The organism is Streptomyces sp. ITFR-21, from assembly GCF_031844685.1.
GTDB lineage: Bacteria > Actinomycetota > Actinomycetes > Streptomycetales > Streptomycetaceae > Actinacidiphila.
The window spans coordinates 4,136,367-4,155,567 of sequence record NZ_CP134605.1; the positions used below are offsets into that span (position 1 = coordinate 4,136,367).

Consider the following 19,201-nt stretch of genomic DNA (forward strand, 5'->3'; position numbering starts at 1 on the left):
GCCATTACCGCTGCTCCCCGTACGCGCGGGGATGAACCCGGCAGGAAACACGTCGTCTTGGTCGGGTCGTACTGCTCCCCGTACGCGCGGGGATGAACCCGGACACGAACCTAGGTGCGTTTGCCGACCGGGCTGCTCCCCGTACGCGCGGGGATGAACCCGGGGGGTCCATCACCACCGCGTCGACCGGGTCCTGCTCCCCGTACGCGCGGGGATGAACCCGGGGGGTCCATCACCACCGCGTCGACCGGGTCCTGCTCCCCGTACGCGCGGGGATGAACCCGGGAGACGCCCCCCGCCGTGAAAGCCGGCGGGCTGCTCCCCGTACGCGCGGGGATGAACCCAGCGATGCGAACATGGGGTCGCCTCCGGTGGTCTGCTCCCCGTACGCGCGGGGATATACCCGGGATACGCCGAGCGGTGATCCGAGCGGTGATCTGCTCCCCGTACGCGCGGGGATGAACCCCTCTACGCCGACCTGCGCGACCAGCTCGCCGACTGCTCCCCGTACGCGCGGGGATGAACCCGATCCACCGCGCCATCCTCGACCTGAACGCCGCTGCTCCCCGTAGGCGCGGGGATGAACCCTCAGCAGCGAGCCGACCAAGACCGCCCGCGGTCTGCTCCCCGTACGTGCGGGGAGCGTCGCGCTCCCGGGCGGTGGGTGGGGTGAGGCTGCCGCGTCGGGTGTATCTGCCCGGTGGGATGGGCTGACCTTCTCAGGGGGGCGGGTTCGCCGAGGGCGGGGTCCGTGCCGCGTCGGGCCCTGCCGCGCCGGGAGCAGCTGGGAACCTGGCCCGCGCCGGAGGCGGACGGCGGCCGGAGCTTGGCGGTGGCGGCAGCCTGGTCGCGGCAGCTGGTCGCCCGGGGCCGGGCCCGGGGCCCGGGGGTCAGGCTGGGCCCCGGGAGCGGGCCCGGGAGGGGGAGCGGGGGGGCGCCGGGGCGAGAGGCTGACCTCTCGGTTTCGGGTCGTGACGCGATACCCGCTATCGTGGTGCGGTATGCCTGCTCGCAGGCACGAACACTCTCAACAGGACCCGGAGAGAGCAATGCCTCCCAAGAAGAAGAAGGTCACGGGGCTGATCAAGCTCCAGATCAACGCCGGTGCGGCCAACCCGGCGCCGCCGGTCGGCCCCGCGCTGGGCCAGCACGGCGTGAACATCATGGAATTCTGCAAGGCGTACAACGCGGCGACCGAGTCGCAGCGCGGCATGGTGATCCCGGTGGAGATCACGGTCTACGACGACCGCAGCTTCACGTTCATCACCAAGACCCCGCCGGCCGCCAAGCTGATCCTCAAGGCCGCGGGCGTGGACAAGGGCTCCGGCGAGCCGCACGTGAAGAAGGTCGCCAAGCTCACCCGCGACCAGGTCCGGGACATCGCCACCACCAAGCTCCCCGACCTGAACGCGAACGACCTGGACGCCGCGGAGAAGATCATCGCGGGGACGGCCCGGTCCATGGGTATCACCGTCGAGGGCTGAGACCTCGGGCGCCGAGCTCTCGAGCGCTGAGAACTCAAGCACGTACGACCTTTGTGGGAGGGCCTGCTCGGCCTGGACCACGACTCCATCGAACCAGGAGCACATCCATGAGCAAGCGCAGCAAGACTCTCCGCGCTGCGGACGCCAAGATCGACCAGGAGCGCCTGTACGGGCCTCTGGAGGCCGTCCGTCTCGCCAAGGAGACCGCCAGCACCAAGTTCGACTCGACCGTCGAGGTCGCCTTCCGGCTGGGTGTCGACCCGCGCAAGGCGGACCAGATGGTCCGTGGCACCGTGAACCTTCCGCACGGCACCGGCAAGACCGCCCGGGTCCTGGTCTTCGCGACCGGTGACCGTGCTGCGGCCGCGGAAGCCGCGGGGGCCGACATCGTCGGCTCCGACGAACTGATCGACGAGGTGGCGAAGGGCCGGCTGGACTTCGACGCCGTCGTCGCCACCCCGGACCTGATGGGCAAGGTCGGCCGGCTCGGCCGGGTGCTCGGCCCGCGCGGTCTGATGCCGAACCCGAAGACCGGCACCGTGACGCCCGACGTGGCGAAGGCGGTCACCGAGATCAAGGGCGGCAAGATCGAGTTCCGCGTCGACAAGCACTCGAACCTGCACTTCATCATCGGCAAGGTCTCCTTCGACGAGACCAAGCTGGTGGAGAACTACGCGGCGGCGCTGGACGAGATCCTGCGGCTCAAGCCGTCCGCCGCCAAGGGCCGTTACGTCAAGAAGGCCGCCGTGTCCACCACCATGGGCCCCGGCATCCAGGTCGACCCCAACCGCACCCGCAACCTGCTGGTCGAGGACGACGCCGCGGCGGTCTGACGCGGCGCCGGACGACATGGCCGTGGGCGGGCCTCCTGGTACGTCCGTACGCGGGTACGCGCGCGTGTACGGACGTGCCGGGCGTCCGCGGCCCGTCGGCACGGACCCCGGCCCCGGTGACACACCGAGGCCGGGGTCCGTGCTTTCCGCCGGGGCGGAGCCGCGGCCACCCCCGGGCCGCCAGGCCCGCCGGAAGCCGGCCGCCGGCCCGCCTCGGCCCGCCTCGGCCCGCCGCCCGGTGCAAGCCCGCAGCCTCGCCGCCCCCGCGGCACCACCCCGCCCGCCGGCAGCCGTTCCGCTGGCCCCGGCGTCGCGCACCTCCCCGCCCGCGCCAAGCCGGCCCCCGCAGCCCGCCCGGCCAGGGCACCGCAGGGGGATTTGCCCGCCGGCCGCGCCGTCCCGTAGGCTTGGTACGAAGCCATAGACCGCTGGTTGCCGCCATGCCCCGCAAGGGTGAGGTGGCCGAAGGATCCGCCGAGTGCGGACGGCCCGCGTAGGTGACCGAGACGACCTCCGGAAGCGCCAGCCGCCTCCGTCGAGTTCCGCCCCGTGCGCCTGCGCAGGGGGCGTTCCGTGTTTTCCCCCTCGGGTTCCTCCTTCAACGCCGGGCGGTCCGCAATCACCCGGAAGGAGGCCGAGACTCATGGCGAGGCCCGACAAGGCTGCCGCGGTTGCCGAGTTGACGGACAAGTTCCGCACCTCGAACGCCGCGATGCTGACCGAGTACCGCGGTCTCACCGTGGCGCAGCTCAAGACGCTGCGCCGTGCACTCGGTGAGAACGTCACGTACGCCGTGGTGAAGAACACGCTGACCAGGATCGCGGCCAACGAGGCCGGGATCAGCACGCTCGACGACCTGTTCGCGGGTCCGTCGGCCGTCGCCTTCGTCGCCGGTGACCCGGTCGAGGCGGCGAAGGGTCTGCGTGACTTCGCCAAGGACAACCCCAACCTCGTCATCAAGGGCGGTGTCCTTGACGGCAAGGCGCTGTCCGCCGACGAGATCAAGAAGCTCGCGGACCTCGAGTCCCGCGAGGTGCTGCTCGCCAAGCTGGCGGGCGCCATGAAGGCCAAGCAGTCGCAGACTGCCGCGCTCTTCCAGGCGCTGCCGTCGAAGTTCATCCGCACCGCGGAGGCGCTTCGGGTCAAGCTGGCGGAGGACGAGCAGGGCGGTGCCGGTACGCCGGCTCCCGCCGAGGCCACCGAGTCCGAGTAACCGGCTCGACGGTCCAGCGGGCACCGAGTACGCCCGCCGACATGTACACCCGGCACCAGCCGAATTAGCGGAAGGACCCCGCCATCATGGCGAAGCTCAGCCAGGCCGAGCTGCTGGAGCAGTTCGAGACCCTCACCCTCATCGAGCTCTCCGAGTTCGTGAAGGCGTTCGAGGAGAAGTTCGACGTCACCGCCGCCGCGCCCGTCGCGGCGGTCGGCCCGGTGGGTCCGGGCGTCGTCGCCGAGGCCGTCGAGGAGCAGGACGAGTTCGACGTCATCCTCACCGGCGCCGGCGAGAAGAAGATCCAGGTCATCAAGGTCGTGCGCGAGCTGACCTCGCTGGGTCTGAAGGAAGCCAAGGACCTCGTGGACGGCGCTCCGAAGGCCGTTCTGGAGAAGGCCACCAAGGAAGCCGCGGAGAAGGCCAAGGACGCCCTTGCGGCGGCCGGCGCCTCGGTCGAGGTCAAGTAACACCAGCGGCACCCAGCAGCACCTGGTTACCCCGGGTAGTCCCCGGGGTGACCCCTGCTCCACCCGCCGGGGGCGGCCACTCGAAAGGGTGGCCGCCCCCGGCCGTTTCCGATCTACGCGAGGCCGGGGCCTTGACGGATGGCACGCGGCGCGCAATTCTCAGGACGCGCCGCCGGTACCCCGCGGACCGGCCGCTCCTTCGATCCGGGACGGATCCGGGGCGGACCCCGGGCCGTTCCGGGGCCTCCGGGCCCGGTCCTACGGCTGGTCCGGGATCGATCCGGTTGGATCCAGGTCGGATGCATGGATCGGCGCCGAAGCGGGAATGCATGGCAATGCAGCGTGACGGATAGTGGGTCCGGGCTCCGAGGGCCGGACCCCGCGAGATGGGCGAGGGGGCGACGATTCGGTACTCCGAATCTCAGCTCTGGACATCAGTGGGCCAAGTGGCTACACTGACCCTTTGCGCTGCCTGTTAGCTGCCGCCTGGCCCGTCACCAGGGGCATGCCCGTATCTGAGCGACACTGAAGTGGCCCGTCATCAGGGTTTTCGCTTCAGCTCAGGGGTGGACCGGTACGCGCGTAGTGAGTCCGAGCCCTCGGAAGGACCCCCTCTTGGCCGCCTCGCGCAACGCCTCGACTACCAACTCGAACAACGGCGCAAGCACCGCACCGCTGCGCATCTCTTTCGCGAAGATCCGTGAACCGCTCGAAGTTCCGAACCTCCTCGCGCTCCAGACCGAGAGCTTTGACTGGCTGCTCGGGAACGCCGCGTGGAAGGCCCGGGTCGAGGCGGCCCTTGACAGCGGGCAGGATGTCCCCAGGAAGTCCGGTCTGGAGGAGATCTTCGAGGAGATCTCCCCGATCGAGGACTTCTCCGGGTCGATGTCGCTCACGTTCCGTGACCACCGCTTCGAGCCCCCGAAGAACTCGCTGGACGAGTGCAAGGAGCGCGACTTCACCTACGGGGCCCCGCTCTTCGTCACCGCCGAGTTCACCAACAACGAGACCGGCGAGATCAAGTCCCAGACGGTCTTCATGGGTGACTTCCCCCTGATGACCAGCAAGGGCACCTTCTGCATCAACGGCACCGAGCGTGTCGTCGTCTCGCAGCTGGTCCGCTCGCCGGGCGTCTACTTCGACAGCCAGATCGACAAGACCTCCGACAAGGACATCTTCTCCGCCAAGATCATCCCGTCCCGGGGTGCCTGGCTGGAGATGGAGATCGACAAGCGCGACATGGTCGGTGTCCGTATCGACCGCAAGCGCAAGCAGTCGGTCACCGTGCTGCTCAAGGCGCTCGGCTGGAGCACCGAGCAGATCCTGGAGGAGTTCGGCGAGTACGAGTCGATGCGCGCCACCCTGGAGAAGGACCACACCCAGGGCCAGGACGACGCGCTGCTGGACATCTACCGCAAGCTGCGTCCGGGTGAGCCGCCGACCAAGGAGGCCGCCCAGACCCTGCTGGAGAACCTCTACTTCAACCCCAAGCGCTACGACCTGGCGAAGGTCGGCCGCTACAAGGTGAACAAGAAGCTCGGCGGCGAAGCCCCGCTGGACGCCGGCGTGCTCACCACCGACGACATCATCGCCACCATCAAGTACCTGGTGAAGCTGCACGCCGGGGAGACCGAGACCTCGGGCGACAACGGCTCGCAGATCGTGGTCGAGGTCGACGACATCGACCACTTCGGCAACCGCCGTCTGCGCAACGTCGGCGAGCTCATCCAGAACCAGGTCCGTACCGGCCTGGCCCGGATGGAGCGCGTGGTCCGCGAGCGGATGACGACCCAGGACGTCGAGGCGATCACGCCGCAGACCCTGATCAACATCCGGCCGGTCGTCGCCTCCATCAAGGAGTTCTTCGGCACCAGCCAGCTGTCCCAGTTCATGGACCAGACCAACCCGCTGTCCGGCCTGACCCACAAGCGCCGCCTGTCCGCGCTGGGCCCCGGCGGTCTGTCCCGTGAGCGGGCCGGCTTCGAGGTCCGCGACGTGCACCCGTCCCACTACGGCCGGATGTGTCCGATCGAGACCCCGGAAGGCCCGAACATCGGCCTGATCGGCTCGCTGGCCTCCTACGGCCGGGTCAACGCCTTCGGCTTCGTCGAGACCCCGTACCGCAAGGTCGTCGAGGGTGTCGTCACCGACGACGTGGACTACCTGACCGCCGACGAGGAGGACCGCTTCGTCATCGCGCAGGCCAACGCGCCGCTGACCGAGGACCTGCGGTTCGCCGAGTCCCGGGTGCTGGTCCGCCGCCGCGGCGGCGAGATCGACTACATCCCCGGCGACGACGTCGACTACATGGACGTCTCGCCGCGCCAGATGGTGTCGGTCGCCACCGCGATGATCCCGTTCCTGGAGCACGACGACGCCAACCGCGCGCTCATGGGATCGAACATGATGCGCCAGGCCGTACCGCTGATCAAGTCCGAGGCGCCGCTGGTCGGCACCGGCATGGAGTACCGCTGCGCGGTCGACGCCGGCGACGTGATCAAGGCCGAGAAGGACGGTGTGGTCCAGGAGGTCTCCGCCGACTACGTCACCGTCACCAACGACGACGGCACGTACACCACGTACCGGGTCGCCAAGTTCTCCCGCTCCAACCAGGGCACGTCCTTCAACCAGAAGGTCGTGGTGGACGAGGGCGCCCGCGTGGTGGCCGGCCAGGTGCTCGCCGACGGTCCGTCCACCGAAGAGGGCGAGATGGCCCTCGGCAAGAACCTGCTGGTCGCGTTCATGCCGTGGGAGGGCCACAACTACGAGGACGCGATCATCCTGTCGCAGCGCCTCGTGCAGGACGACGTGCTGTCCTCGATCCACATCGAGGAGCACGAGGTCGACGCCCGCGACACCAAGCTGGGCCCCGAGGAGATCACCCGGGACATCCCGAACGTCTCCGAGGAGGTCCTCGCCGACCTCGACGAGCGCGGCATCATCCGGATCGGCGCCGACGTGGTCGCCGGCGACATCCTGGTCGGCAAGGTCACCCCCAAGGGCGAGACCGAGCTGACCCCGGAGGAGCGGCTGCTGCGCGCGATCTTCGGCGAGAAGGCCCGCGAGGTCCGCGACACCTCGCTGAAGGTGCCGCACGGCGAGACCGGCAAGGTCATCGGCGTCCGGGTCTTCGACCGCGAGGAGGGCGACGAGCTGCCGCCGGGTGTCAACCAGCTGGTGCGCGTGTACGTGGCGCAGAAGCGGAAGATCACCGACGGCGACAAGCTGGCCGGCCGGCACGGCAACAAGGGCGTCATCTCCAAGATCCTGCCGGTCGAGGACATGCCGTTCCTGGAGGACGGCACCGCGGTCGACATCATCCTGAACCCGCTCGGCGTCCCGTCCCGGATGAACCCCGGCCAGGTGCTGGAGATTCACCTCGGCTGGCTGGCCAAGCAGGGCTGGAACGTCGCCGGGATCGCCGAGGAGTGGGCGACACGGCTGGACGCCATCGGCGCCGGCCGGGTCGAGCCCGACACCAACGTCGCCACCCCGGTGTTCGACGGCGCCCGCGAGGACGAGATCGCCGGCCTCTTCGAGGCCACGGTCCCCAACCGTGACGGCGACCGGATGGTGCTGCCCTCGGGCAAGGCGCGGATGTTCGACGGCCGCTCCGGCGAGCCGTTCCCGGAGCCGATCTCGGTCGGCTACATGTACATCCTCAAGCTGCACCACCTGGTGGACGACAAGCTGCACGCCCGCTCCACCGGCCCGTACTCGATGATCACCCAGCAGCCGCTCGGTGGTAAGGCGCAGTTCGGCGGCCAGCGGTTCGGCGAGATGGAGGTGTGGGCGCTGGAGGCTTACGGCGCCGCGTACGCACTCCAGGAGCTGCTGACGATCAAGTCCGACGACGTGCTCGGCCGTGTGAAGGTCTACGAGGCCATCGTCAAGGGCGAGAACATCCCCGAGCCCGGCATTCCCGAGTCCTTCAAGGTCCTCATCAAGGAAATGCAGTCGCTCTGCCTCAATGTGGAGGTGCTGTCCTCGGACGGCATGTCCATCGAGATGCGGGACACCGACGAGGACGTGTTCCGGGCGGCGGAAGAGCTCGGAATCGACCTGTCCCGGCGCGAGCCGAGCAGCGTCGAAGAGGTCTGACGGGTTGCCGCCCGGCCGTTCCCCGGCCGGGCGGCCCTCGCCCCCGCAGCCGCGCCGACGCGGCGCGGGGGAACCCTCACGGCCCCCCGATCAGACCATTTGAGAATCAACCCTGAGAGGGATTGACGACACAGTGCTCGACGTCAACTTCTTCGACGAGCTGCGGATCGGCCTGGCCACCGCGGACGACATCCGGACCTGGTCGCACGGCGAGGTCAAGAAGCCCGAGACCATCAACTACCGCACCCTCAAGCCGGAGAAGGACGGGCTCTTCTGCGAGAAGATCTTCGGCCCCACCCGGGACTGGGAGTGCTACTGCGGCAAGTACAAGCGCGTCCGTTTCAAGGGCATCATCTGTGAGCGCTGCGGCGTCGAGGTCACCCGCGCCAAGGTGCGGCGCGAGCGGATGGGTCACATCGAGCTGGCCGCCCCGGTCACCCACATCTGGTACTTCAAGGGTGTCCCGTCGCGTCTGGGCTACCTGCTGGACCTCGCCCCGAAGGACCTGGAGAAGGTCATCTACTTCGCGGCGTACATGATCACCTGGGTGGACGAGGAGCGCCGCACCCGCGACCTGCCGTCGCTGGAGGCCCAGGTCTCCGTCGAGCGCAGCCAGGTCGAGCAGCGCCGTGACGCCGACGTGGAGGGCCGCCAGAAGAAGCTGGAGGCCGACCTCGGCGAGCTGGAGACCGAGGGCGCCAAGGCCGACGTGCGCCGCAAGGTGCGCGAGGGTGCCGAGCGCGAGATGAAGCAGCTGCGCGACCGCGCCCAGCGCGAGCTGGACCGGCTCGACGAGGTGTGGGCCCGCTTCAAGAACCTCAAGGTCCAGGACCTGGAGGGCGATGAGCTGCTCTACCGCGAGCTGCGCGACCGCTTCGGCACGTACTTCCAGGGCTCGATGGGTGCCGCGGCGCTGCAGAAGCGCCTGGAGTCCTTCGACCTGGACGAGGAGGCCGAGCGCCTCCGCGAGATCATCCGCACCGGCAAGGGCCAGAAGAAGACCCGGGCGCTCAAGCGCCTCAAGGTCGTCTCGGCGTTCCTGCAGACCACCAACAAGCCCGGTGGCATGGTGCTGGACTGCGTCCCGGTGATCCCGCCGGACCTGCGCCCGATGGTGCAGCTGGACGGTGGCCGCTTCGCGACCTCCGACCTGAACGACCTGTACCGCCGGGTGATCAACCGCAACAACCGGCTGAAGCGGCTGCTCGACCTCGGCGCGCCCGAGATCATCGTGAACAACGAGAAGCGGATGCTCCAGGAGGCCGTCGACGCGCTCTTCGACAACGGCCGCCGCGGCCGCCCGGTCACGGGCCCCGGCAACCGTCCGCTGAAGTCGCTGTCCGACATGCTCAAGGGCAAGCAGGGCCGCTTCCGGCAGAACCTGCTCGGCAAGCGCGTCGACTACTCCGCCCGTTCGGTGATCGTCGTCGGCCCGCAGCTGAAGCTGCACCAGTGCGGCCTGCCCAAGGCCATGGCGCTGGAGCTCTTCAAGCCGTTCGTGATGAAGCGCCTGGTGGACCTGAACCACGCGCAGAACATCAAGTCGGCCAAGCGGATGGTCGAGCGCGGCCGTACCGTCGTGTACGACGTGCTGGAAGAGGTCATCGCCGAGCACCCGGTGCTGCTCAACCGGGCGCCGACGCTGCACCGCCTGGGCATCCAGGCCTTCGAGCCGCAGCTGGTCGAGGGCAAGGCGATCCAGATCCACCCGCTGGTGTGCACCGCGTTCAACGCGGACTTCGACGGCGACCAGATGGCGGTGCACCTGCCGCTGTCCGCGGAGGCGCAGGCCGAGGCCCGCATCCTGATGCTGTCCTCGAACAACATCCTCAAGCCGGCCGACGGCCGGCCGGTCACCATGCCGACCCAGGACATGGTGCTGGGGCTGTTCTTCCTGACCACGGACTCCGAGGAGCGCCAGGTGGTCGGCGAGGGCCGGGCCTTCGGCGCCACCGCCGAGGCGATCATGGCGTTCGACAACCGCGAGCTGTCGATGCAGGCGCCGGTCGACATCCGGTTCCCGGTGGGCACCGTCCCGCCGCGCGGCTGGACCCCGCCGGAGCCCGCCGAGGGCGACGACGCGGACGCCCGCCCGTACCAGCTGGGCGACTCGTTCCGGCTGCGCACCACGCTGGGCCGCGCGCTCTTCAACGAGCTGCTGCCCGAGGACTACCCGTTCGTCGACCAGCCGGTCGGCAAGAAGCAGCTCTCCGAGATCGTCAACGACCTCGCCGAGCGCTACCCGAAGGTGATCGTGGCGGCGACGCTCGACAACCTGAAGGCGGCCGGCTTCCACTGGGCCACCCGCTCGGGTGTCACGGTGGCCGTCACCGACATCGTCGTGCCCGAGGCCAAGAAGGCGATCATCGCCTCCTACGAGGCGCAGGACGAGAAGGTGCAGAAGCAGTACGAGCGCGGCCTGATCACCAAGCAGGAGCGGTCGGACGAGCTGATCGGCATCTGGACCAAGGCGACCAACGAGGTCGCCGTGGCGATGAACGCCAACTTCCCGCGGACCAACCCGATCTTCATGATGGTCGACTCGGGCGCCCGAGGGAACATGATGCAGATGCGGCAGATCGCCGGTATGCGCGGTCTGGTCTCGAACGCCAAGAACGAGACCATCCCGCGGCCGATCAAGGCGTCCTTCCGCGAGGGCCTGTCCGTGCTGGAGTACTTCATCTCCACCCACGGTGCCCGCAAGGGCCTGGCCGACACCGCGCTGCGCACCGCCGACTCGGGTTACCTGACCCGTCGTCTGGTGGACGTCTCGCAGGACGTGATCATCCGCGAGGAGGACTGCGGCACCGAGCGCGGTCTGAAGCTGCGGATCGCCGAGCGCGGCCCGGACGGCGCGCTGCGCAAGACCGACGACGTCGAGACCAGTGTGTACGCGCGGATGCTCGCCGAGGACGTGGTGGTGGACGGCAAGGTCGTCGCGCCCGCCAACGTCGACCTCGGCGACGTGCTGATCGACCAGCTGGTCCGGCTGGGGGTCGAGGAGGTCAAGACCCGCTCGATCCTCACCTGCGAGTCGGCCGTCGGCACCTGCGCCTACTGCTACGGCCGCTCGCTGGCCACCGGCAAGCTGGTGGACATCGGTGAGGCCGTCGGCATCATCGCGGCCCAGTCGATCGGTGAGCCCGGCACCCAGCTGACCATGCGTACCTTCCACACCGGCGGTGTGGCCGGTGACGACATCACGCAGGGTCTGCCGCGTGTGGTCGAGCTGTTCGAGGCCCGCGTCCCGAAGGGTGTCGCCCCGATCTCCGAGGCGGCCGGCCGGGTGCGGATCGAGGAGACCGAGAAGACCAAGAAGATCGTGGTCACCCCGGACGACGGCGCCGACGAGATCGCCTACCCGATCTCCAAGCGCGTCAAGCTCCAGGTCGCCGAGGGCGACCACGTCGAGGTCGGGCAGAAGCTCACCTACGGCGCGACCAACCCGCACGACGTGCTGCGGATCCTCGGCCAGCGCCAGGTGCAGATCCACCTGGTGCAGGAAGTGCAGAAGGTCTACAACTCGCAGGGTGTGTCGATCCACGACAAGCACATCGAGATCATCATCCGGCAGATGCTGCGCCGGGTGACGATCATCGAGTCGGGCGACGCGGAGCTGCTGCCCGGCGAGCTGGTCGAGCGCGGCCGGTTCGAGCAGGAGAACCGCCGTGTGGTCGCCGAGGGCGGTCACCCGGCCTCCGGGCGCCCGCAGCTGATGGGTATCACCAAGGCGTCGCTGGCCACCGAGTCGTGGCTGTCGGCGGCGTCCTTCCAGGAGACCACCCGGGTGCTGACGGACGCGGCGATCCACGCCAAGTCCGACTCGCTGCTGGGCCTGAAGGAGAACGTCATCATCGGCAAGCTGATCCCGGCCGGTACGGGCCTGTCCCGCTACCGCAACATCCGGGTGGAGCCCACCGAGGAGGCCAAGGCCGCGATGTACTCGGCCGTCGGCTACGACGACATCGACTACAGCCCGTTCGGCACCGGCTCCGGCCAGGCGGTCCCGCTGGAGGACTACGACTACGGCCCGTACAACGGCTGAGGTCGCAATTCCCCGTCACAAGGCGGCCGTTCCTGCGGGAACGGCCGCCTTGCGGCATGATGGACGGATGCTGGCCGGCGACGCGGATCGAGAGCGGGCGGTGCGGGTCCTCAAGGACGCCTTCACCGAAGGGCGCCTGGCCCTGGAGGAGTACGAGGACCGGGTCGGCCATGCCTACCAGGCGCGGACCTACCGCCAGCTGGACGTACTGACCGGGGACATCCCGCGTCCCGTGCCGCCGGCCGGGACCGGCCGCCCGGCGCCGGGGGCGGCCCTGAGCGGTTATCCGCCGCCGCCGCGGAAGACCAACGGCAAGGCGGTCGGCTCGTTGGTCGCCTCGCTGGGCGGCAGCTTCTGCTGCGGTGTCGGCTCGGCGACCGGCGTCGTGCTCGGCCACCTCGCCAGGCGCGAGATCGCCGCGAACGGCTACCGGGGCGACGGTCTGGCGACCGGCGGCCTGGTGATCGGATACCTGGGGCTGGCCTTCTGGATCCTGGTCTTCGTGCTGGGCGCGTCCGGAGGGTGAGACGCGCGGGCACGGGTGCCCGTATGCATTTGTTTTGACCGCAGGGGATGCGGTAGGTACGCTCTCATCTTGTGCCTGGGGTGTGCCCGGGTTCTTGCGCGTGCCATGCGACCGTGCGGGGATACCGAGGCCGCGGCACCCGTCCAACGCACGTCGTCCGAGCGTTCGGGTGTGTGCGGGGTCCGCGACACACCCGACCGCGTGGGTCGGTCCCCAGGTTAGATGTAACGAGATCGGCACACAGAAACCGGAGAAACGGTGCCTACGATCCAGCAGCTGGTCCGGAAGGGCCGGCAGGACAAGGTCGAGAAGAACAAGACGCCCGCGCTGAAGGGCTCGCCCCAGCGCCGCGGCGTGTGCACGCGTGTCTACACGACCACCCCGAAGAAGCCGAACTCGGCGCTCCGCAAGGTCGCGCGTGTGCGTCTGACCAGTGGCATCGAGGTCACCGCTTACATCCCGGGTGAGGGCCACAACCTGCAGGAGCACTCCATCGTGCTCGTCCGCGGCGGCCGTGTGAAGGACCTGCCGGGTGTCCGCTACAAGATCATCCGCGGCTCGCTCGACACGCAGGGTGTCAAGAACCGTAAGCAGGCCCGCAGCCGCTACGGCGCCAAGAAGGAGAAGTAAGCATGCCTCGTAAGGGCCCCGCCCCGAAGCGCCCGGTCATCATCGACCCGGTTTACGGCTCCCCGCTGGTGACGTCGCTGGTCAACAAGATCCTGCTGCACGGCAAGCGCTCCACCGCCGAGCGCATCGTGTACGGCGCGCTGGAGGGTCTTCGCGAGAAGGCCGGTGCCGACCCGGTGATCACCCTCAAGCGCGCGCTGGAGAACATCAAGCCGACCCTTGAGGTCAAGTCCCGCCGCGTCGGTGGTGCGACCTACCAGGTGCCGGTCGAGGTCCGTCCGGGCCGGCAGAACACGCTGGCGCTGCGCTGGCTGGTCGGCTACTCCCGCGCCCGCCGCGAGAAGACCATGACCGAGCGCCTGATGAACGAGATCCTCGACGCCAGCAACGGCCTGGGTGCCTCGGTGAAGCGCCGCGAGGACACGCACAAGATGGCCGAGTCCAACAAGGCCTTCGCGCACTACCGCTGGTAGTCACCACCCACATCGAGACCGAGAGAAGACTGAGCCACTATGGCCACCACTTCGCTTGACCTGGCCAGGGTCCGCAACATCGGGATCATGGCCCACATCGACGCGGGCAAGACGACGACCACCGAGCGGATCCTGTTCTACACCGGTGTCTCGTACAAGATCGGTGAAGTCCACGACGGCGCAGCCACCATGGACTGGATGGAGCAGGAGCAGGAGCGCGGCATCACGATCACGTCCGCCGCGACCACCTGTCACTGGCCGCTCGACGACGTCGACCACACCATCAACATCATCGACACCCCGGGCCACGTGGACTTCACGGTCGAGGTGGAGCGTTCGCTCCGCGTCCTCGACGGCGCGGTCACCGTGTTCGACGGTGTCGCGGGTGTGGAACCGCAGTCCGAGACGGTCTGGCGGCAGGCCGACCGCTACGGCGTGCCCCGTATCTGCTTCGTGAACAAGCTCGACCGCACCGGCGCCGAGTTCCACCGCTGCGTCGACATGATCTCGGACCGCCTCGGCGCGACCCCGATCGTGATGCAGCTGCCGATCGGGGCCGAGGCCGACTTCAAGGGCGTGATCGACCTCGTCCGGATGAAGGCCCTGGTGTGGTCCGCCGAGGCGACCAAGGGTGAGATGTACGACGTCGTCGACATCCCGGCCACGCACACCGAAGCGGCCGACGAGTGGCACGGCAAGCTGCTGGAGGCCGTCGCCGAGAACGACGACGAGATCATGGAGCTGTACCTGGAGGGCACCGAGCCCACCGAGGAGCAGCTGTACGACGCGATCCGCCGTATCACCATCCACTCCGGCAAGGGCGGCGGCACCACCGTCACCCCGGTGTTCTGCGGCAGCGCGTTCAAGAACAAGGGTGTCCAGCCGCTGCTCGACGCGGTCGTACGCTTCCTCCCGTCGCCGGTCGACATCGAGGCCATCGAGGGCCACGCGGTCAACAACGCCGACGAGGTCGTCAAGCGCCGGCCGTCCGACGACGAGCCGCTGTCCGCCCTGGCGTTCAAGATCATGAGCGACCCGCACCTGGGCAAGCTCACCTTCGTCCGGATCTACTCCGGGCGCCTCGAGGCGGGTTCGGCCGTGCTGAACTCGGTGAAGGGAAAGAAGGAGCGCATCGGCAAGATCTACCGCATGCACGCGAACAAGCGTGAGGAGATCGAGTCGGTGGGCGCCGGCGACATCGTCGCCGTGATGGGCCTGAAGCAGACCACCACCGGTGAGACGCTGAGCGACGACAAGAACCCGGTGATCCTGGAGTCCATGGACTTCCCGGCGCCGGTCATCCAGGTCGCGATCGAGCCCAAGTCCAAGGGCGACCAGGAGAAGCTGGGTATCGCCATCCAGCGGCTCGCGGAGGAGGACCCCTCCTTCCAGGTCCACTCGGACGAGGAGACCGGCCAGACCATCATCGGCGGCATGGGCGAACTGCACCTGGAGGTGCTGGTCGACCGGATGCGGCGCGAGTTCAAGGTCGAGGCCAACGTCGGCAAGCCGCAGGTCGCCTACCGCGAGACCATCCGCAAGACCGTCGAGCGCATTGACTACACCCACAAGAAGCAGACCGGTGGCACCGGTCAGTTCGCCAAGGTGCAGATCATGCTCGAACCGCTCGAAGGCGGCGACGCCACCTACGAGTTCGTCAACAAGGTCACCGGTGGCCGTATCCCCAGGGAGTACATCCCGTCGGTGGACGCGGGCGCGCAGGAGGCCATGAAGTTCGGCATCCTGGCCGGCTACGAGATGGTGGGCGTCCGCGTCACCCTGATCGACGGCGGCTACCACGAGGTCGACTCCTCCGAGCTGGCGTTCAAGATCGCCGGATCGCAGGCGTTCAAGGAGGGTGCCCGCAAGGCGAGCCCCGTACTCCTCGAACCGATGATGGCCGTCGAGGTCACCACGCCCGAGGACTACATGGGCGATGTCATCGGCGACCTCAACTCCCGCCGCGGCCAGATCCAGGCCATGGAGGAGCGCAGCGGCGCCCGGGTCGTCAAGGGCCTGGTCCCGCTGTCGGAGATGTTCGGCTACGTCGGTGACCTGCGGTCCAAGACCTCGGGCCGGGCCAGCTATTCCATGCAGTTCGACTCCTACGCCGAGGTTCCGCGGAACGTCGCCGAGGAGATCATCGCGAAGGCCAAGGGCGAGTGACACTGCTCTAGGCTTGACAGCAGGCTATCGGGGCATTCCGCCGCAATCCGCGAGGACGGCGGGCGGATTGCCCCGGCGGTCGGCATCCCAGCAAAGATCACCTGGCGCCGATGAAGCAAGGCGTACAGATCCACTCCCAGGAGGACCCCAGTGGCGAAGGCGAAGTTCGAGCGGACTAAGCCGCACGTCAACATCGGCACCATCGGTCACATCGACCACGGTAAGACGACCCTTACCGCGGCGATCACCAAGGTGCTGCATGACGCGTACCCGGACCTGAACGAGGCTTCGGCCTTCGACCAGATCGACAAGGCTCCTGAGGAGCGCCAGCGCGGTATCACCATCTCCATCGCGCACGTCGAGTACCAGACCGAGTCGCGTCACTACGCCCACGTCGACTGCCCCGGTCACGCGGACTACATCAAGAACATGATCACCGGTGCCGCCCAGATGGACGGCGCGATCCTGGTGGTCGCCGCGACCGACGGCCCGATGCCGCAGACCAAGGAGCACGTGCTCCTGGCCCGCCAGGTCGGCGTCCCCTACATCGTCGTCGCGCTGAACAAGGCCGACATGGTGGACGACGAGGAGATCCTGGAGCTCGTCGAGCTCGAGGTCCGCGAGCTGCTCTCCGAGTACGAGTTCCCGGGCGACGACCTGCCGGTCGTACGGGTCTCCGCGCTCAAGGCGCTGGAGGGCGACAAGGAGTGGGGCGAGAAGCTCCTCGGCCTGATGGCCGCCGTCGACGAGGCGATCCCGACCCCGGCCCGTGACGTCGAGAAGCCGTTCCTGATGCCGATCGAGGACGTCTTCACGATCACCGGTCGCGGCACCGTCGTCACCGGCCGTATCGAGCGCGGTGTGCTCAAGGTCAACGAGACCGTCGACATCATCGGCATCAAGACCACCAAGACCACCACCACGGTCACCGGTATCGAGATGTTCCGCAAGCTGCTCGACGAGGGCCAGGCCGGTGAGAACGTCGGTCTGCTGCTCCGTGGCATCAAGCGCGAGGACGTCGAGCGCGGCCAGGTCATCATCAAGCCGGGCACGGTCACCCCGCACACCGAGTTCGAGGCGCAGGCGTACATCCTGTCCAAGGACGAGGGCGGCCGTCACACGCCGTTCTTCAACAACTACCGCCCGCAGTTCTACTTCCGTACCACGGACGTGACCGGCGTGGTGACCCTCCCCGAGGGCACCGAGATGGTCATGCCGGGCGACAACACCGCCATGACGGTTCAGCTGATCCAGCCGATCGCCATGGAGGAGGGCCTGAAGTTCGCCATCCGCGAGGGTGGCCGGACGGTCGGCGCCGGCCAGGTCACCAAGATCAACAAGTAGTCGGTACCGGGCTCCGGCCCGAACAGCAGGCCCCGCACCGCCTCAGGGCGGCGCGGGGCCTGCCCGCGTTTCCGGCGGCGGGCCGCCGGGTCAGGCGACGGTCTCGGCGACCGGGACCCGCTCCTCGATGAAGGTCGCGGCCTGGTCGAAGCCGCCCAGCCGCAGCGCGTGCCGGATCTCCTCCCGGGCGCCGTCGACCAGGATCTCCACCTCCCGGGCCAGGTGCTGCTGGGCGAAGGCCAGGCAGCGCACCCCGGTCGGGGCCAGCGAGTTCAGCTCGTGCACCCGCAGCACCAGCAGCCGCGGCTGTTTGCGCACGGCCTGGTCGACCAGGGAGCGCAGGATCTGGGCGCTGGGTCGTCGCAGTCGCCGGACAGGTGGATGCTGGCGACGGAGCCGGAGAATCCGAGGAAGGCGTCAAAGCTCATGACGGGTGTCCTTTGTCGGGGCGGGCGGTGAGTACGACGGTGCTGCGGCCGGCCAGCAGCAGGCTGTCCCGGCCGGGCAGCGGGATCTCCCCGTGCGGCGGCCGGGCGGGGAACCCGTCCGCCGCCGCGGTGTCGGCGAACAGGTGCCAGTCCGTGCCCGGCGGCGGTGCCGGCAAACCGGCCCTGGCCGGTTCCGGGCCGCTGTTGGCGGCCAGGTAGACGGTGTCCTGGCGGCCGTCGGCGTCCTGCCGGTGCAGCGCCATGGCGTGGCTGTCCTTGAGCCGCTCGTTGCCGGGCAGGTACGGGGTGCCCTGCGCCTGGACGGTGAAGGAGACCGCGCCCTCGTCGTGGTCCAGGAAGAACGCGCTGTAGACGCCGGTGGCCGCGCCCAGCTGCTGGGCGGTGGACAGCAGGGCGCTGGCCGGGCCCTGCTCGTGGTCCGGCACGCCCGGGGTGCCGGAGACGGTGACCATGACGACACCGGTGACGTCGCCGAAGCCGGCCGGCGCGGTGCCGGTCAGAATCAGCGTCAGGTCACCGCTGTGCGGCAGGAAGGCGCACAGCGGCATGCCGACGGCCTGCAGGGCCAGACCGGAGAACGCGGTCACCCCGAGGCCGAGCTTCCCCGACAGCCTGGCCGCCGCCATGCCGGCGCCGGCCGCCGCGAAGCCGAGCACCGAGAACGTCAGGCCGGTCTCCAGCGGCGAGCACCCCTTGACCAGCTGGAGGTTCAGCGTCATCGCCGCGCTTCTGGTGTTCCTGTTCCACCCGCTCTACGAGCACCCCTTCGCCGACAAGGGGGCCGCGCACGTCTACAACGCGATATTCGGGCAGGGAGGGTGGGTCGGCGTCGGCTTCTTCTTGGTGCTGAGCGGCTTCGTCCTCACCTGGCCGGCGCGTCCCACCGATACCGTCGGGCGCTTCTACCGGCGGCGCTTCCTCAAGGTCGCGCCCAACCACCTCGTCACCTACGGCGCCGCCCTGGTGATCTTCCTGGTGATCGGCCAGACGCTCGGCGGCTGGAAAACCCTGCCCCACCTCTTCCTGCTGCACGCCTGGTTCCCGCAGTTCGCCATCGAGACCAGCGTCAACCCGGTCTCCTGGTCGCTGTCGGTCGAGGCGCTGTTCTCCGTGTCCTTCCCGTTCCTGCTCCGGCTGGTCGACCGGATCCGCCCGGGGGGCCACGGGCCCGCGGGCGGCCCGGGTTTGGGCCGCCGTGGCGTGCGGGTAAGCTACCCGGCTCGATTGGCGTCGGGTACGTGCGTTGTGGCAGACTACCCAAGTTGCTCGGTCGAGCGCCGATGCTGCGCGCCTCCCGTCGGGAGGACCGGAAGCGAGTCCCACAGTACTCGTCGCCTTATCTGCCCCCGCGGGGGCAGCGCTGAGGCGGACGTACGGGAATCTTCCGGGAAGCGCCAGCGCGGCTCCGGCCAGGCATCCGGTGGGTGAGATCTCCCACGCAGACCCTTCGGGCAGGGCTTTCCGGGC

Annotated in this window: 14 protein-coding genes and 1 CRISPR repeat array (1 of these 15 running past the window's edge); of the genes, 12 read left to right on the top strand and 2 right to left on the bottom strand. The window is 68.8% G+C overall.

Annotation, left to right across the window (positions count from 1 at the left end):
- Window positions 1-588: direct repeats of the CRISPR family, unit length 29 nt; unit sequence CTGCTCCCCGTACGCGCGGGGATGAACCC; it begins 1,210 nt to the left of the window's first position.
- 461 nt (window positions 589-1,049) lie between these two features.
- The 11 genes from rplK to tuf all read left to right on the top strand — a co-directional run bounded on the left by rplK (window position 1,050) and on the right by tuf (window position 17,285).
- Complete coding sequence (gene rplK, locus RLT57_RS18195) at window positions 1,050-1,484, top strand: 50S ribosomal protein L11 (RefSeq protein WP_188284025.1); 435 nt, start codon at window positions 1,050-1,052, stop codon at window positions 1,482-1,484.
- 107 nt (window positions 1,485-1,591) lie between these two features.
- Entirely contained in the window at window positions 1,592-2,317 is a 726-nt protein-coding gene (gene rplA, locus RLT57_RS18200; RefSeq protein WP_311298450.1) for a 50S ribosomal protein L1, read from the top strand.
- A 643-nt stretch (window positions 2,318-2,960) separates the two neighbouring features.
- Entirely contained in the window at window positions 2,961-3,530 is a 570-nt protein-coding gene (gene rplJ / locus RLT57_RS18205; protein ID WP_311298451.1) for a 50S ribosomal protein L10, read from the top strand.
- 86 nt (window positions 3,531-3,616) lie between these two features.
- Window positions 3,617-4,000, top strand: a complete 384-nt coding sequence (gene rplL / locus RLT57_RS18210; protein ID WP_311298452.1) for a 50S ribosomal protein L7/L12 — start codon at window positions 3,617-3,619, stop codon at window positions 3,998-4,000.
- 615 nt (window positions 4,001-4,615) lie between these two features.
- Window positions 4,616-8,101 (top strand): DNA-directed RNA polymerase subunit beta, encoded by a 3,486-nt coding sequence (gene rpoB, locus RLT57_RS18215; protein WP_311298453.1) that lies wholly within the window; start codon window positions 4,616-4,618, stop codon window positions 8,099-8,101.
- A 133-nt stretch (window positions 8,102-8,234) separates the two neighbouring features.
- The gene (locus RLT57_RS18220; RefSeq protein WP_311298454.1) at window positions 8,235-12,146 is read left to right on the top strand and encodes a DNA-directed RNA polymerase subunit beta'; all 3,912 of its coding nucleotides are present in this window, start codon (window positions 8,235-8,237) and stop codon (window positions 12,144-12,146) included.
- A 67-nt stretch (window positions 12,147-12,213) separates the two neighbouring features.
- The gene (locus RLT57_RS18225; protein ID WP_311298455.1) at window positions 12,214-12,672 is read left to right on the top strand and encodes a DUF1707 and DUF4190 domain-containing protein; all 459 of its coding nucleotides are present in this window, start codon (window positions 12,214-12,216) and stop codon (window positions 12,670-12,672) included.
- 258 nt (window positions 12,673-12,930) lie between these two features.
- Complete coding sequence (rpsL, locus tag RLT57_RS18230; protein ID WP_014144289.1) at window positions 12,931-13,302, top strand: 30S ribosomal protein S12; 372 nt, start codon at window positions 12,931-12,933, stop codon at window positions 13,300-13,302.
- Window positions 13,303-13,304: 2 nt separating this feature from the next.
- Window positions 13,305-13,775: a 30S ribosomal protein S7 gene (gene rpsG, locus RLT57_RS18235; protein ID WP_033177779.1), complete on the top strand. Its 471-nt coding sequence runs from the start codon at window positions 13,305-13,307 to the stop codon at window positions 13,773-13,775.
- A gap of 39 nt (window positions 13,776-13,814) precedes the next feature.
- On the top strand, window positions 13,815-15,941 hold the full coding sequence (fusA, locus tag RLT57_RS18240; RefSeq protein ID WP_311298457.1) for an elongation factor G: 2,127 nt from the start codon (window positions 13,815-13,817) through the stop codon (window positions 15,939-15,941).
- Between the two features lie 150 nt (window positions 15,942-16,091).
- Window positions 16,092-17,285: an elongation factor Tu gene (gene tuf, locus RLT57_RS18245; RefSeq protein ID WP_311298458.1), complete on the top strand. Its 1,194-nt coding sequence runs from the start codon at window positions 16,092-16,094 to the stop codon at window positions 17,283-17,285.
- 90 nt (window positions 17,286-17,375) lie between these two features.
- Here the strand turns inward: tuf and RLT57_RS18250 are convergent, their stop codons facing one another.
- Both RLT57_RS18250 and RLT57_RS18255 read right to left on the bottom strand, forming a co-directional pair.
- The gene (locus RLT57_RS18250; RefSeq protein WP_311298459.1) at window positions 17,376-17,603 is read right to left on the bottom strand and encodes a hypothetical protein; all 228 of its coding nucleotides are present in this window, start codon (window positions 17,601-17,603) and stop codon (window positions 17,376-17,378) included.
- A gap of 106 nt (window positions 17,604-17,709) precedes the next feature.
- Window positions 17,710-18,453: a hypothetical protein gene (locus RLT57_RS18255; protein WP_311298460.1), complete on the bottom strand. Its 744-nt coding sequence runs from the start codon at window positions 18,451-18,453 to the stop codon at window positions 17,710-17,712.
- Between RLT57_RS18255 and RLT57_RS18260 the strand changes: the two genes are divergently transcribed.
- Window positions 18,428-19,162 carry an acyltransferase family protein gene (locus RLT57_RS18260; protein WP_311298461.1) on the top strand — a complete coding sequence of 245 codons (735 nt, stop codon included), beginning with the start codon at window positions 18,428-18,430 and terminating at the stop codon, window positions 19,160-19,162. The genes RLT57_RS18255 and RLT57_RS18260 overlap by 26 nt on opposite strands.
- Window positions 19,163-19,201: the final 39 nt, after the last annotated feature.